Annotated in this window: 14 protein-coding genes; 7 read left to right on the top strand and 7 right to left on the bottom strand. The window is 68.4% G+C overall.

Features of this window, described 5'->3' with window-relative positions; translation table 11 throughout:
• Window positions 1–57: 57 nt before the first annotated feature.
• The 3 genes from AC731_RS13685 to AC731_RS13675 are packed head-to-tail and all read left to right on the top strand — an operon-like array spanning window position 58 to window position 2,506.
• The gene (locus tag AC731_RS13685; protein ID WP_048706903.1) at window positions 58–1,224 is read left to right on the top strand and encodes an ABC transporter substrate-binding protein; all 1,167 of its coding nucleotides are present in this window, start codon (window positions 58–60) and stop codon (window positions 1,222–1,224) included.
• A 35-nt stretch (window positions 1,225–1,259) separates the two neighbouring features.
• On the top strand, window positions 1,260–1,898 hold the full coding sequence (locus AC731_RS13680; protein ID WP_048706901.1) for a flavin prenyltransferase UbiX: 639 nt from the start codon (window positions 1,260–1,262) through the stop codon (window positions 1,896–1,898).
• A complete protein-coding gene (locus AC731_RS13675) occupies window positions 1,895–2,506 on the top strand; it encodes an LON peptidase substrate-binding domain-containing protein (protein WP_048706898.1) in 612 nt (203 codons plus the stop codon). The genes AC731_RS13680 and AC731_RS13675 overlap by 4 nt, the downstream gene beginning before the upstream one ends.
• Window positions 2,507–2,513: 7 nt before the next feature.
• Here AC731_RS13675 and mutY read toward each other — a convergent pair whose 3' ends face one another.
• Window positions 2,514–3,581: an A/G-specific adenine glycosylase gene (mutY, locus tag AC731_RS13670; protein WP_048706896.1), complete on the bottom strand. Its 1,068-nt coding sequence runs from the start codon at window positions 3,579–3,581 to the stop codon at window positions 2,514–2,516.
• A 130-nt stretch (window positions 3,582–3,711) separates the two neighbouring features.
• Here mutY and AC731_RS13665 point away from each other — a divergent pair, with 130 nt between their 5' ends.
• Window positions 3,712–4,209: a flavin reductase family protein gene (locus AC731_RS13665; RefSeq protein WP_004263636.1), complete on the top strand. Its 498-nt coding sequence runs from the start codon at window positions 3,712–3,714 to the stop codon at window positions 4,207–4,209.
• Between the two features lie 15 nt (window positions 4,210–4,224).
• On the opposite strand, the gene AC731_RS13660 is transcribed toward AC731_RS13665, so the two are convergent.
• Window positions 4,225–5,388: a hypothetical protein gene (locus AC731_RS13660; protein WP_048706894.1), complete on the bottom strand. Its 1,164-nt coding sequence runs from the start codon at window positions 5,386–5,388 to the stop codon at window positions 4,225–4,227.
• Between the two features lie 231 nt (window positions 5,389–5,619).
• On the opposite strand from AC731_RS13660, the gene AC731_RS13655 reads away from it, so the two are divergent.
• Together AC731_RS13655 and AC731_RS13650 are read left to right on the top strand one after the other, a co-directional pair.
• Window positions 5,620–5,895: an HU family DNA-binding protein gene (locus AC731_RS13655; RefSeq protein ID WP_004263612.1), complete on the top strand. Its 276-nt coding sequence runs from the start codon at window positions 5,620–5,622 to the stop codon at window positions 5,893–5,895.
• Between the two features lie 502 nt (window positions 5,896–6,397).
• A complete protein-coding gene (locus AC731_RS13650) occupies window positions 6,398–7,705 on the top strand; it encodes a DEAD/DEAH box helicase (protein WP_004263610.1) in 1,308 nt (435 codons plus the stop codon).
• Window positions 7,706–7,813: 108 nt separating this feature from the next.
• On the opposite strand, the gene AC731_RS13645 is transcribed toward AC731_RS13650, so the two are convergent.
• Window positions 7,814–8,416, bottom strand: a complete 603-nt coding sequence (locus tag AC731_RS13645; RefSeq protein ID WP_048706892.1) for a cysteine hydrolase family protein — start codon at window positions 8,414–8,416, stop codon at window positions 7,814–7,816.
• 113 nt (window positions 8,417–8,529) lie between these two features.
• On the opposite strand from AC731_RS13645, the gene AC731_RS13640 reads away from it, so the two are divergent.
• Complete coding sequence (locus AC731_RS13640) at window positions 8,530–9,405, top strand: LysR family transcriptional regulator (protein WP_048706889.1); 876 nt, start codon at window positions 8,530–8,532, stop codon at window positions 9,403–9,405.
• Window positions 9,406–9,436: 31 nt separating this feature from the next.
• Here the strand turns inward: AC731_RS13640 and AC731_RS13635 are convergent, their stop codons facing one another.
• The 4 genes from AC731_RS13635 to AC731_RS13620 form a co-directional block, all read right to left on the bottom strand.
• A complete protein-coding gene (locus tag AC731_RS13635) occupies window positions 9,437–10,189 on the bottom strand; it encodes an amino acid ABC transporter ATP-binding protein (RefSeq protein WP_004263600.1) in 753 nt (250 codons plus the stop codon).
• Between the two features lie 34 nt (window positions 10,190–10,223).
• Window positions 10,224–10,874 carry an amino acid ABC transporter permease gene (locus AC731_RS13630; protein WP_004263598.1) on the bottom strand — a complete coding sequence of 217 codons (651 nt, stop codon included), beginning with the start codon at window positions 10,872–10,874 and terminating at the stop codon, window positions 10,224–10,226.
• Window positions 10,875–11,053: 179 nt separating this feature from the next.
• Window positions 11,054–11,857: an amino acid ABC transporter substrate-binding protein gene (locus AC731_RS13625; RefSeq protein WP_048710143.1), complete on the bottom strand. Its 804-nt coding sequence runs from the start codon at window positions 11,855–11,857 to the stop codon at window positions 11,054–11,056.
• Between the two features lie 136 nt (window positions 11,858–11,993).
• Entirely contained in the window at window positions 11,994–12,692 is a 699-nt protein-coding gene (locus AC731_RS13620; RefSeq protein ID WP_048706886.1) for a YXWGXW repeat-containing protein, read from the bottom strand.
• Between the last annotated feature and the right edge of the window lie 108 nt (window positions 12,693–12,800).

Below are 12,800 nucleotides of genomic sequence, written 5' to 3'. Positions count from 1 at the left end.
GACGCCCTCGATGGCAGCGTGCCTGCCGTCTCGAACCCTTCCAGGAGACCTTCTGCGATGAAATGCCTGCGCCGACCAGCCCTTGCCCTGCTTGCCGCCCTGGCGGGCACGTCCGTTCATGCGGCCGATGTCGCCGGGGTCAGCACGCAAGAGATCGTCGTCGGCCACATCTCGGATCTGTCGGGGCCGATCGCGATGCTGGGCACGCCGGTGCGCGACGGCATGCTGATGCGCTTCGACGAGGCCAATGCTGCCGGCGGCGTGCACGGTCGCAAGCTGCGGCTGGCGGTCGAGGATGCGGGCTACGATCCCAAGCGTGGGGTGCTGGCGGCGCGCAAGCTGGTGCAGCGCGACAAGGCCTTTGCCTTCATCGCCACGATGGGGACGCCGGTGGTGATGGCGACGATGCCGGTGGTGCTCGAGGCCGGGCGCCTGCACCTGTTTCCGTTTTCGCCGCACAAGGCGACCTACGAACCGCTGCATCCGCTCAAGTTCCAGAACTTCGCGCCTTACCAGGACTATATGGAAGCCGCGACGCGGCACATGGTGCAGGCCGGCGGCTATCGCCGCACCTGCCTGCTGTACCAGGACGACGATTACGGTCTCGAGGTCATGAAGGGGGTGGAGACCGGCCTGGAGAAGCTCGGTCAGACGCTGTTCGAGCGCACCGGCTACAAGCGCGGCGCCACCGACCTGTCGAGCCAGATCGCCCGCCTGCGCGCGGCCGAGTGCGACCTGGTCGTGCTCGCCACCGTCGTGCGCGAAACCGTGGCGGCGATGGCCGAGGCGAGGCGCATTGGCTGGAAGGTCGACATGCTGGTGACGGCTTCGGGCTATTCGGCGCAGACGCACGAACTCGGCGGCGAGGCGGTCGAGGGCCTGTACGGCGTCAGCGTGCTGCCGCACCCGTATGCCGAGGGCGCGAACAGCCAGCTCGCCGGCTGGATCGAGCGCTATCGCGCGCGTTTCGGTGCGGCGCCCAATGTCTGGAGCGTGATGGGCTACTCGCTGGCCGACATGTTCGTGCGCACCGCCGAGGCGACCGGTCGCGACTTGACGCCCGAGGCGTTCGCGCGCACCCTCGAACGCCTCGAATTCACCCGTGATTACTTCGGCAGCCCGGCGTACCGCTTCAGTGCCGACGACCACCTCGGCAACCGCCATGGGCGTCTGGCGCAGATCCGCAACGGGCGCTGGGAGTTGATCACGGACTATCTGCGCTGACTTTGCGCGCCGTCATTTCTGGCTGAAGGAGGCCGATGAGCCCCCCACGTACCATTACCGTCGCATTCACCGGCGCGTCCGGCCTGCCCTATGGGGTGCGGCTGGTCGAATGCCTGCTGCAGGCCGGACATCGCGTGTGGCTGCTGTATTCGCAGGTGGCGCAGATCGTCGCCCGGCAGGAGATGGACTGGAACCTGCCGGCGCGCCCGGCGGAGGTCGAGGCCGAGCTGTCGGCGCGCTTCGGCGCGGCGCCGGGCCAGTTGCGCGTGTTCGGCCGCGAGGAGTGGTTCGCGCCGCCGGCCTCGGGATCGAATCCGCCCGACGCGATGGTGGTGTGCCCGTGCACGATGGCGACGCTGGCCGCCATTGCCGGCGGACTGAGCCAGAACCTGATCGAGCGCGCGGCCGACGTCGTGATCAAGGAAGGACGCAAGCTGGTGCTGGTGCCGCGGGAGACGCCGTATTCGGCGATCCATCTCGAGAACATGCTCAGGCTCGCGCGCCTGGGCGTGTGCATCCTGCCGCCCAACCCGGGCTTCTATCACCACCCGCAGTCGGTCGGAGACCTCGTTGACTTCGTTGTCGCACGCATCCTCGACCAGCTCGGCGTCGCGCATGCGTTGATGGCGCGCTGGGGCGAGGACGCCGCGCAAGCCGAGGGCCGTGACCGATGAGCGATACATCCAGCACGTTGACGCGCCTGCCGCTGTTTCCGCTCAAGACCGTGCTGTTCCCCGAAGGCGTGCTGCCGCTGCGCGTGTTCGAGCCGCGCTACATGGACATGGTCACGCGCTGCATGCGGGAGGGCTCGCCGTTCGGCGTATGCCTGATCGCCGCTGGCGAGGAGGTCGGCGAGACGGCGGTGCCACATCCGGTGGGTACGGCTGCGCACATCGAGCAGTGGGACATGGAGCAGGCGGGGTTGCTGACCTTGGTGACGCGCGGCGGCCGACGTTTTCGCGTCGTCGATCACGAGGTCGAACGCGACGGCCTGCTGGTGGGCGAGGTGCGCTGGCTGGACGAGCCCGCGCCGCAGCCGATGCCCACTGCCCAGCTCGACCTGCTGCCGTTGCTGAAGACCATCGTCGCCGAACTCGGCGACCGCCTGCCGCCGCCGCACCGCTTCGACGATGCGGGCTGGGTCGGTGCGCGCTACGCAGAATTGCTGCCGGTGCCGCTGGAGGCCAAGCAGCGTCTGCTCGAACTCGATGACGTGATCAGCCGGCTGGAGATCCTGCAGCAGTTCCTGCGCGAGCACGGATTGTTGCCGAAGCTCGCCTGAGCCCGCTTCAGCCCGAGAACAGGTCCGGCGTCTGCAAGGCGCAGAGGATCCGGCGCACCGGGGTCGGCAGCGCGGCCTCGTCTGCGCCGGCAAGCGGCTGCCACAGCAGGGCGGGCTCATCCGCCAGGGTGTGCGGCGCTGCATTCGCGGTGGCTTGCAGTCGGAGCGGCTCGATGTCGAGCACGAAATGGGTGAACGCATGCGTCAGCGGGGCCAGCGGCTGCGGCGCCGCGCAGGCGAGCCCGAAGCGCGCTGCAGCCCAGGCGCCCACGTCGGCCACTTCGTCAGGGATCTCGGGCAGGGCCAGCAGTCCGCCCCAGATCCCGGTCGGCGGCCGACGCTCCAGCAGCACCCGGTCCTCGTGCGTGATGACCGCAAAGCGTGCCTGGCGGCGCGGCACGACTTTCTTCGGCCGCGGCGTCGGTAGCTCGGCGACGCGGTTCTCGCGGCGCGCGACACAGTCGTCGGCGAAGGGGCAGCGGCTGCAGGCCGGCTTGCCGCGGGTGCAGAGGGTGGCACCGAGGTCCATCTGGGCCTGGATGTAGCGTCCGACCTCATGCTCGGGCAGCAGTGATTCCGCCAGTGCCCACAGGCGGTTCTCCACCGCCTTCTCGCCAGGGAACCCCTCCACGCCGAAAATGCGGCACAGCACGCGCTTGACGTTGCCGTCGAGGATGGCGGCGCGCTCGCCATAGGCGAAGGCGGCGATGGCGGCGGCAGTCGAGCGCCCGATGCCCGGCAGGCCGGCGATCTCCGCCGCGCTGCGCGGAAAGGCCCCGCCGTGTGCCTCGACGATCGTGCATGCCGCGCGATGCAGGTTGCGGGCGCGCGCGTAGTAGCCGAGGCCGCTCCACAGGGTCATCACGTCTTCCACCGGCGCCGCCGCGAGGCTGGCAACATCCGGGAAGCGCGCGAGGAAGCGCTGGTAGTAGGGGATGACGGTGTCGACCTGGGTCTGCTGCAGCATGATCTCTGACAGCCAGATGCGGTACGGGTCGTGTCCGCCCTGCCAGGGCAGGTCATGGCGCCCGTGGTGGCGCTGCCAGGCGATCAGGCGGTCGGCGAAATCACTCATGTCACGGTTTTTCCTGCGTTTTTTGTGATGAATCAGGGCGCCCACCCTCGACGTAGGTTCCCCGTGCGGCCATAATCCGCGCCTTCGTTCGTATTACTACAGGCGCGGATCCCACCGCGACGACGCCCCCATGACCCAGCAGACGCTCTCCGGCGAGGACTTCTCCCGCCGTTTCCGCAACGCCCTCGGCATGTTCGCGACCGGCATCACGGTGGTGACCACGCGCACGCCGGCCGGCGAACCGATCGGGCTGACGGTGAATTCGTTCAACTCCGTGTCGCTCGATCCGCCGCTGATCGTGTGGAGCCTCGCCAACGATCTGCCGAGCCGGCCGTTGTTCGAGGGCTGCGAATACTACGCGATCAACGTGCTGGCCGAAGACCAGATGGAACTGTCGCAACGCTTCGCCAGCCGCAACGGCGAGCGCTTCGCCGGGCTGGAGGTCGAGGTCGGGCAGGGCGGGGTGCCCTTGCTCAAGGGCTGCTGCGCGCGCTTCGTGTGCCGCAACACCGTGCGTCACGACGGTGGCGACCACATCGTGTTCATCAGCGAAGTGGTCGATTTCGATCGCGAGGAGCGCCTGCCCCTGCTGTACTTCGGTGGCGCCTATCGCCGCGTCGCCGACTGACCGGGCGCGCCGCGTTCAGGCGCGTTTGCGGCCCTTGCCCGTGTCTTCGACCAGCTCGATGCGATAGGGCAGTGACGGGTCCAGCGCCAGCGCCAGCAGTGACAGGCGGCGCATCGCGGCCTCCGGGCTTTCGTCGATGCTGCTGCAGGCTTCGCGGCAGAAGGCGCCTTCCGGATGGAAGTTCCATGCCGCCGCGGGCACGATGCGACAGTCGGCGATGCGTCCCGCCTCCATCCTGACCCAGCACAACAGCACGCCGCGCGCCGTGCTGGCGCGGGCCATGCCGACTCCCGGACCCGCCGCTGCCGCATCGAGCAGCGGGGGAACTTCGTCAGTCAGCGGATAACGCATGCGACTGGCGCAGTCGGCCAGGTCGATGATCTTCGAGAACAGACGCGCCGACAGCCGGTGGCCGCGGTCCAGCAGCAGGCGCACCAGCGGCGAGGCGGCATGCCGTGCCAGCGGGCCCGTCTCTGCCGGTTCGCCGGCGAAGGTCGGATGGGCGACAAATTCGTCCGACGGCCAGGCTCCGATCGTCGCCACCCACGCGGCGGCGGTCTGCGTGCCGAGGATGGCAACGCCGCGTCCCGCGCTGGGCTGCGAGGGGCCGAGCTCGATCATGTCGCGCAACACGGCGCCGAGGATGCTGCCGGTGTCCGCCCGCTCGATGAACTCGGCGAGGTTGTGCGGCATGCGGATGCGGTTGAAGAAGCCCGCCAGCATCTCGCGCGCCACCAGGTCAAGCACGTCGCCACCGAGTTCGAAGAACGAGGCGGCGTCGGTTTTCGTCCTCAGGCGGCGATGGAACTCGTTGTAGCGGCTATGGCGCGCATCATGTCCGAGCGCTTGGGGCCATTCGATCAGGAGCCGGCGCAGATGCGTGCCGGCCGCCTCGGCCGCCAGTTCGCGCTCGATGGCGACGAGCGTGGCGTGGTCCGGCGGGGCGTCGCCCATCGCGGCGGCACAGGCCTGGCCGAGCGCCAGCGCATGGGCGCGCGGGCTGTGCGTCGCGTGGGCGGCGAGGGTGTCGATCGCCGCGGCCGGATCGAGTCCGATGAGAAGACGACTGCGGGCAGCCGCGCCGGGCATGGCCACCGTCGTCCTGACGATGCGGTTGGCGCGGCGGTGTGCGGTGATGCGGACAACGCCTTCGTCGTCGGCGGATGGTTGCTGCTGCATTACGGCCCTCGGGCACGGGTTCCTTCGTGCTGCAAGGATAGCGCGGAAGTTGGCTGCACATGCAGCCCGTGCGGCCTTTGATTCTGGGGTCGGCGCCGCAGACCGGAGACGCCTTATGCCACACGTCACGCCAGCGTGTTACGAAATGCCCCACAAGCCGCGACGGTGCTAGAATCCGCCGCGTAGATCGGACTCTCCAGAACACTCCACTCACACCAATCGAGGAAAAGCATGAACAAAGGTGAATTCGTCGAAGCACTGGCTGACCGTATGGACGTTTCCCGCGCACAGGCTGATCGCGCGCTGTCCGCCGTGCTCGACATCATCGCCGAGCAGCTCGGCAAGGGCGAGAAGGTTGCGTTCACCGGCTTCGGCTCGTTCGAAGTCTCGAAGCGCGCTGCCCGTACCGGCCGTAATCCGCAGACCGGCGCGACCATCGAGATCGCTGCGTCGAGCGTGCCCAAGTTCACCGCTGGCGCCACGCTCAAGGCCGCGGTCAACAAGTAAGCAAGCACGTAAGTCGGGCGGGGCGTCGCCCCTTCCAGAGCGGGTCGGTGCCTGGGGCGCCAACCCGCTTTTTGTTTTGGTCAAGCACTTTTCTCAAGATTTCAGCGACAGCGGCGGCGAAAGTCGATATACTGCGCCTCGTTGTGCAATGCAGCAGCAGGGCCATAGCGGTTTTTGGCGCGGACAAGGATGCCCGCCAGCCCGGCCCGAGGGACTGTAACCACAGCCCCATCGCCCCCGACCTCCCGCCGAACCCCATACGTTCTTCCGAGCGTCTGGCATCGTGACAACCGGTTGGTGCCGATGCGCGGTCTAGCAGGCTTTTCCGAAGGCCGACGAGACCAGCCACGCCCATCGCGCGTTTGTCGCCCTTGCGATCCCGCTTCCGTTCCGGACGATCCGGTACGGCGCGGCGCGATGCCATTGAGGCCCACTCCAGGGCCCGAACCCGTCCGGCCCTCGCTTCGATCGAGGCCGGCGTGCAAGACACAGGAAGAATCACATGACTTTCCAGAGCCTCGGCCTCGCCGCAGAACTCCTCAAGGCCGTTGAACAGACCGGCTACACCACGCCGACCCCGGTGCAGATGCAGGCCATTCCCGCCGCCATCGCCGGTCGCGACCTGCTGGTGTCGAGCCACACCGGAAGCGGCAAGACCGCTGCCTTCACGCTCCCCGCGCTGCACAAGATCATCGATCGCCGTCCTGCCCAGGGCAGCGGCCCGCGCGTGCTGGTGCTGACCCCGACCCGCGAACTGGCTCAGCAGGTCGAGAAGGCCGTTCAGACCTATGGCAAGGCCTTGCGCTGGCTCAACACCGCCTGCCTCGTCGGCGGTGCGCCGATGTTCGCCCAGATCAAGCAGCTGCAGCGCCAGTGCGACGTCGTCGTCGCCACGCCGGGCCGTCTGCTCGACCACCTGACCCGTCGCAAGATCAAGTTGTCCGATGTCGAGGTGCTGATCCTCGACGAGGCCGACCGCATGCTCGACATGGGTTTCGCCGAAGACATCGATGCCATCGTCGCCGCCACCCCGGCCAAGCGCCAGACCCTGCTGTTCTCGGCCACGCTTGATGGCGTGGTGGGCAGCATGGCCACCCGCATGACCCGCGACCCGCAGCGCATCGAGATCGAAGTGGCTCAGGAAGACCGCGGCCAGATCGAGCAGCGTCTGATGTTCGCCGATGACCTTGGCCACAAGAGCCGCCTGCTCCACGCCCTGCTCGGCGAGGAGGGGATGAACCAGGCCGTGGTCTTCACCGCCACCAAGCGCAGCGCCGACGAACTGTCGCTGTCGCTGCAGGAAAAAGGCATCGCCGCGGCCGCGCTGCATGGCGACATGCACCAGACCCAGCGTAACCGCACCCTCGATCGCCTGCGCCAGGGCCGCATCGGCGTGCTGGTGGCGACCGACGTCGCCGCGCGCGGCATCGACGTCGCCGGCATCAGCCATGTCATCAACTTCGATCCGCCGCGCCAGGCCGAGGATTACGTGCACCGCATCGGCCGTACCGGTCGTGCCGGTCGCGACGGCGTCGCGATCACCTTGTCGGGCCCGCGCGAGACCGGCCTGATCCGTGCCATCGAACGCTTCACCGGCGGCCGCCTGGAAGTTCACACCATCCCCGGCATGGAGCCTTCGCCGCGCAAGCCGGCGGGCCCGCGTCCTGCTGGCAACGGCGGTCGTCGCTTCGGCAGCGGCGGCGGCTTCGGCCGTCCGGGCGGTGACAGTCGTCGCGCCGGTGGTTTCAGCCGTGATGGTCATCCGTCGCGTAGCGAACGCAGCCACGGCGACCGTCGCTCGCGCGGCTGACCGAGTCTTGACGCCGGCCGGTTCGCCGGCCTCGTGAACCGTCACGGCCCCCTTCAGCGCATCCGCTGTCGGGGGCCGTGGGCCGTCTACGGTCTCACCCGCCGCGGCTCAGTCCGGAATGGCTGCGCCGTTGGCCACCACGACCGCGAACAGGTCGGCGAGTGCGGCCAGTGCGGCGGACTGCAGGGTCGCCGCTTCGATGACGCTGCCGTCGGGCGCGGGCAGCGCGCGCGTGGCCGTAGCGGCGGCCGGGACGGTCACCGCGTAGCCGAGGTTGAAGGCGCCGCGCGCGGTGGAGTTGATGCACATGTGGGTCATGAAGCCCACGATGACGAGGTTCTTCACCCCCGCCGCCTTGAGATGTCCGTCGAGTTCGGTGCCGACGAAGGAGTTCGGATAATGCTTGACCACCACCGGCTCGCCGACGACCGGTGCCACCTTGTCGGCGATCGCGCCGCATTCGGCCTTTGGGTCGTAGGGTGACCCGGGGCCGGCATCGTGCTGGATGTGCACCACCGGCACCCTCAGCGCGCGGGCGCGGGCGAGGAGCCGTGCGCATTCATCGAGTGCCGGCTCCACATCGGTGAGTTGCATGACGCCACTGCGGTAGGTGTTCTGGGCGTCGACGATGATCAGGGCGGACTCGGACAGGCGGGCCGGTGCGACAGGCAGGCCGGACAAGTGGCGCAGGGTGGGCGATGCGGTGCTCATGGGCAGGATCCTCGCGAGGTCATGGAACGTACCATGAGACTACATCCCGCCGTGTGCCAGCGTAAATGTGCGGCGATGCGCTATGCTGCTGCAAATTTGCAGGTTCTGCGCACATGAACTGGGACGATCTGCGTTTTCTCGTCACGCTTGGCAGGGAGGGCACGCTGGCCGCGGCTGCGCGCCAGCTTGGCGTGGACCAGACCACCGTCGCCCGCCGCCTGCGCACACTCGAGCAGGATCTGGGCACGCCGCTGTTCGAGCGCAACGACGGCCTGTGGCGGCCCACGGCGGTCGGTGGCCGGGTGCTGGAGCGGGCGGGGCGCATCGAGGAAGACGTGGCCGGGATCAGCCGCCTGGCCGAGGCCGGCGCCGCTGCGGTCGGCGGCGTGGTGCGGATCACCGCGGTCGGCGCCTTCATTGGCGACTGGCTGGTGCCGCGCCTGCCCGGCCTCTACACCCGCCACCCGGAACTCTGCGTGGATCTCGTCGCCAGCAACGACAACCTCAATGTCGCCCGCCGCGAGGCCGACATCGCCATACGCCTGGCGCGCCCTGCGAGTGGTGACCTCCTGATCCGCAAACTGGCGGACGTGGGTTTCGCGCTCTATGGGGCGGCGCGCGGAGACCTGCAGGTCAGTGCCGGCGACTGGGTGGCATACAACGAGGATCTGGCACATACGCCGGAGATGCGGCGCCTGCAGGCCATGCTCGGCAGTGGCCGTATCCGGCTGCGTGCCAACAGCGTGCGCGGGCTGGCCAGGGCCGTGGCGGACGGCGTCGGGCAGGGCCTGCTGCCCTGTTTTCTCGCCGACCCGGACCCGCGCCTGGCCCGCCTGTCCGGACCGCACCCGGTTCTGAGCCGGGAACTCTGGATGCTGATCCATCCGGATGCGCGCCCCTTGCCCAGAGTGGCTGCAACGGCGGACTGGCTGGTGGCGTGCTTTGGCGAGGAGGCCGGGCGGCTGTCGGGAGTCCTGGTGCGTCCATAGCCGGGGACGAAAGCGGCGCTGCGCCCGGGCCTCAGAGCATGCTGTCGAGGAAGGCGCGCGTGCGCGGATGCTGCGGGCTGGCGAAGAACGCCGCCGCCGGCTGGGACTCGATCAGCTCGCCGCCGTCCATGAATACCACCCGGCTCGCCACCTCGCGCGCAAAACCCATCTCGTGCGTCACCACCAGCATGGTCATATGCTCGTCGGCGAGCTGGCGCATGGTGCGCAGGACCTCTCCGGTCAGCTCCGGGTCGAGCGCCGAAGTGGGCTCGTCGAACAGCATGATGTCCGGCTCCATGGCGAGCGCGCGCGCGATCGCCACGCGCTGTTTCTGGCCTCCGGACAGTCGCGACGGGTAGGCGTCGCGCTTGTCGAACAGGCCGACCTTGCGCAGCAGTTCCTCGGCCGTCGGCAGGATCGCCTCGCGCTTGAGGCCCTTGACCGTGACCGGCGCCTCGATGACGTTCTGCAGCACCGTCATGTGCGGGAACAGGTTGAAGTGCTGGAACACCATGCCCATGCGGCGGCAGATGCGACGCACCTCGGCCTCGGCGACGTAGTGTGCGTGGCCGCTGGCGTCGTTGTCGGCGAGCACGTCGCCCTCGATCACCAGCCGGCCGCTGTCGATGGTTTCCAGATGGTTCAGGCAGCGCAGGAAGGTGCTCTTGCCCGAGCCCGACGGGCCGATCACCGCCACCACCTCGCCCTTGGCGAGCGTCAGCGACACGCCCTTGAGGACCTCGTGCGTGCCGAAGCGCTTGCGGATGCCTTCGGCGAGAATCATCGGTTCGGGCATCGGTGTGCTCATCGCTGCGGCCTCAGTCATAGACGGCATGGCGTTTCTCCAGGCGCTGGAACAGCCAGGTCAGCACCAGCGTCATCAGCAGGTAGAAGCCGGCGGCAACGATGAAGGGCGTGATCGTGAAGTCGCGCTGCACGATGCCGCGCGCTGCGCGCAGCAGGTCGTTGAGCGCGAGCACGTAGATCAGCGAGGTGTCCTTGACCAGGGTGATGGTCTCGTTGCTCATCGGCGGCAGGATGCGCTTGACCACCTGCGGCAGCACGATGCGGCGCATGGTCTGGCCGTAGGAAAAGCCGAGCACCTTGGCGCCTTCGTACTGGCCCCGGTCGATCGACTGGATGCCGGCGCGGAAGATCTCGGCGAAATAGGCGGCGTAGTTCAGCGCGAAGGCCACGATCGCCGCCGGGAAGTCCGGCAGGCGGATGCCGATCACCGGCACGAAGGGCAGCGCGAAGTAGATGAACAGCAGCTGCAGCATCAGCGGCGTGCCGCGCATCAGCCAGATGTAGCCATTGACCGCCTGACTGGCGACAGTGAAGCGCGAGATGCGGATCAGCGCCAGCGCGAGGCCGAGCGGCACCGCCAGCGCGAGCGTGATGAAGAAGAGCTTGAGCGTGACCAGCGAGCCCTCGGCGAGCGGGCCGAGGATGCTGAGGATGTAGTCCATGAGCGGACTCCGGGCAGGGCGCGCGGGGCGCGAAGCCGGCGGGGCGGAGAGCCCGGTCGCGAGGGCCGCAGGGGCGATCACGGCGCCGGCAAAAAATGCGGCGCCGTGTCAGGCGCCGTACAGCGTCGGAGGGGGGCAGGCGTGCCGGGGTGGCCCCGCCTGCACGGTCCCGGGTCGGCTTACTTGATGATGTCCTTGCCGAACCACTCGGTCGAGATGCGTCCGGCGCTGCCGTCGGCCTTCATGTCGTCCATCGCCTTCTGCAGCCTGGCCAGCAGCTCGGTGTCGTCCTTGCGGGTACCGACGCCGTACTCTTCGGTGCCGAAGTGGTCGTCCAGCACGACGTACTCGCCGGGCTTCTTCGCGGTGTAGTAGCGGCCCACGACCTCATCGAGCACCACGGCATCGAGGCGGCCGGTGGTCAGGTCCATCAGCGCGGTGACGTTGTCGCCGAACTTCTTCAGCTCCTTGAACGAGGTGGCGACCGGGTCCTTTTGCACCGCGTCGATCGCGCTGCTGCCGTCCTGGATGCCGATGACCTTGCCGGCGAGGTCGGCCTTGGTCTTCACCGCCGAGTTGGCCGGGACCACGATGATCTGGTGGTTTTCCATGTAGGCGGTGGTGAAGCCGATGTTCTTCTTGCGCTCTTCGGTGATGGTGAGGCCGTTCCACAGCGCATCGACGCGCTTGCCGTTGAGCTCGGCTTCCTTTGCGCTCCAGTCGATCGGCTTGAACTCGACTTCGGCGCCGAGGCGCTTGGCCGCTTCCTTCGCCAGATCGATGTCGAAGCCCACGAGTTCATTCTTCTCGTTGCGGAAGCCCATCGGCGGGAAGTTGTCGTCCAGGCCGATGACGATCTTCGTCGGGGCGGCGGGCGCCGGTGCGGCGGCTTGGGGGGACGGCGCGGATTCGTTCTTGCCGCAGCCGGTGAGCAGGGCGCCGGCGGTGAGGGAGAGCACGAGCAGCGAGGAAAGTTTCTTCATGGTTTTGCCTGGGCGGGTGAAGAAGGCGCGCAGGATGGGCACGCCGGATTGCGGCACCGCGGGTGGCGGTGCCAAAGGCGTGATTCTCGCCGCGATGCGGCAACTGAGCAACCTTGCTGGCGCCCGGTGCAGGCGTCTACTCGCCGCGGATCGACTGCATGCGCGTGCGCCAGTCGGGCCTCGCGTCCCGCCCGTCATTGTCCCGCTCGCGATCGCGTATCGCACGCACGGCGTCCCGCCGGTCGTCCCGCTCGTCCCGCCGCGTCTCGCGGCGTTCGCCCGCGGTGACTGGCTCGTCGCTGCGGTTGCGGAGGCTGCGCGGCACCACCGGCAGACGTCCTTCGATGCGCTCTGGCCGGGTGTCCTCCAGACGATCGCGGTGCCGGTCATTCACAAAGCGCTCGCGGGGGCTGGGTTGCGGACGGTCACGGTCGCGGTCGCCGTCGTGATCGCGGTCGCGTACGCGATCACGATCTCGATCATGGTCGCGACGTTCCTCGCGCCAGTGAGACCGGCGATCGTCGTCGCGGTCCCGGTCGCGATCGCGCACGATCGGTCGCGGATGCGCATGCGGCGGCCGCCAGTAGCCGGGCACCCATACCTGACGCGCACCGACCCGGTTCCAGTAGCCGTCGATCCAGATGTAGCCGGCACCGGGCGGATAGCCGCGATACTCCACGCGTGGCGTCGAGGTGATGATCACCGTTTCGTCGCCGTAGCCGTAGTAATCCCGGTGCTCACGAACCTCGTAGCGCTCGGCGGGCACGACCGCGCAGCCGCCAAGCAGCAGGCTGGCGGCAAGGCCGAGGGGCCACAGTCGGTGAGGGAATCGCATCGCATCGTCCTTTGCATGTCGGCTGGAGGCGGGCGCCGGGGCGATTGCCCCGGTCACCCGGTCCAAGCTTCCCTGCTGTCTCGGATTGAACAATAGGCCGACTCGTTG

It is taken from the genome of Thauera humireducens, from assembly GCF_001051995.2.
Lineage (GTDB): Bacteria > Pseudomonadota > Gammaproteobacteria > Burkholderiales > Rhodocyclaceae > Thauera > Thauera humireducens.
This window is presented reverse-complemented; position numbering and strand designations above follow the sequence as displayed.

Bases quoted from the DNA above. Each gene is read 5' to 3' on its own strand.
- AC731_RS13685 (WP_048706903.1), top strand. From the start codon at position 58: ATGAAATGCCTGCGCCGACCAGCCCTTGCCCTGCTTGCCGCCCTGGCG.
- AC731_RS13680 (WP_048706901.1), top strand. From the start codon at position 1,260: ATGAGCCCCCCACGTACCATTACCGTCGCATTCACCGGCGCGTCCGGC.
- mutY (WP_048706896.1), bottom strand. From the start codon at position 3,581: ATGAGTGATTTCGCCGACCGCCTGATCGCCTGGCAGCGCCACCACGGG.
- AC731_RS13635 (WP_004263600.1), bottom strand. From the start codon at position 10,189: ATGATTCTCGCCGAAGGCATCCGCAAGCGCTTCGGCACGCACGAGGTC.
- AC731_RS13675 (WP_048706898.1), top strand. From the start codon at position 1,895: ATGAGCGATACATCCAGCACGTTGACGCGCCTGCCGCTGTTTCCGCTC.
- AC731_RS13630 (WP_004263598.1), bottom strand. From the start codon at position 10,874: ATGGACTACATCCTCAGCATCCTCGGCCCGCTCGCCGAGGGCTCGCTG.
- AC731_RS13640 (WP_048706889.1), top strand. From the start codon at position 8,530: ATGAACTGGGACGATCTGCGTTTTCTCGTCACGCTTGGCAGGGAGGGC.
- AC731_RS13655 (WP_004263612.1), top strand. From the start codon at position 5,620: ATGAACAAAGGTGAATTCGTCGAAGCACTGGCTGACCGTATGGACGTT.
- AC731_RS13625 (WP_048710143.1), bottom strand. From the start codon at position 11,857: ATGAAGAAACTTTCCTCGCTGCTCGTGCTCTCCCTCACCGCCGGCGCC.
- AC731_RS13620 (WP_048706886.1), bottom strand. From the start codon at position 12,692: ATGCGATTCCCTCACCGACTGTGGCCCCTCGGCCTTGCCGCCAGCCTG.
- AC731_RS13660 (WP_048706894.1), bottom strand. From the start codon at position 5,388: ATGCAGCAGCAACCATCCGCCGACGACGAAGGCGTTGTCCGCATCACC.
- AC731_RS13665 (WP_004263636.1), top strand. From the start codon at position 3,712: ATGACCCAGCAGACGCTCTCCGGCGAGGACTTCTCCCGCCGTTTCCGC.
- AC731_RS13645 (WP_048706892.1), bottom strand. From the start codon at position 8,416: ATGAGCACCGCATCGCCCACCCTGCGCCACTTGTCCGGCCTGCCTGTC.
- AC731_RS13650 (WP_004263610.1), top strand. From the start codon at position 6,398: ATGACTTTCCAGAGCCTCGGCCTCGCCGCAGAACTCCTCAAGGCCGTT.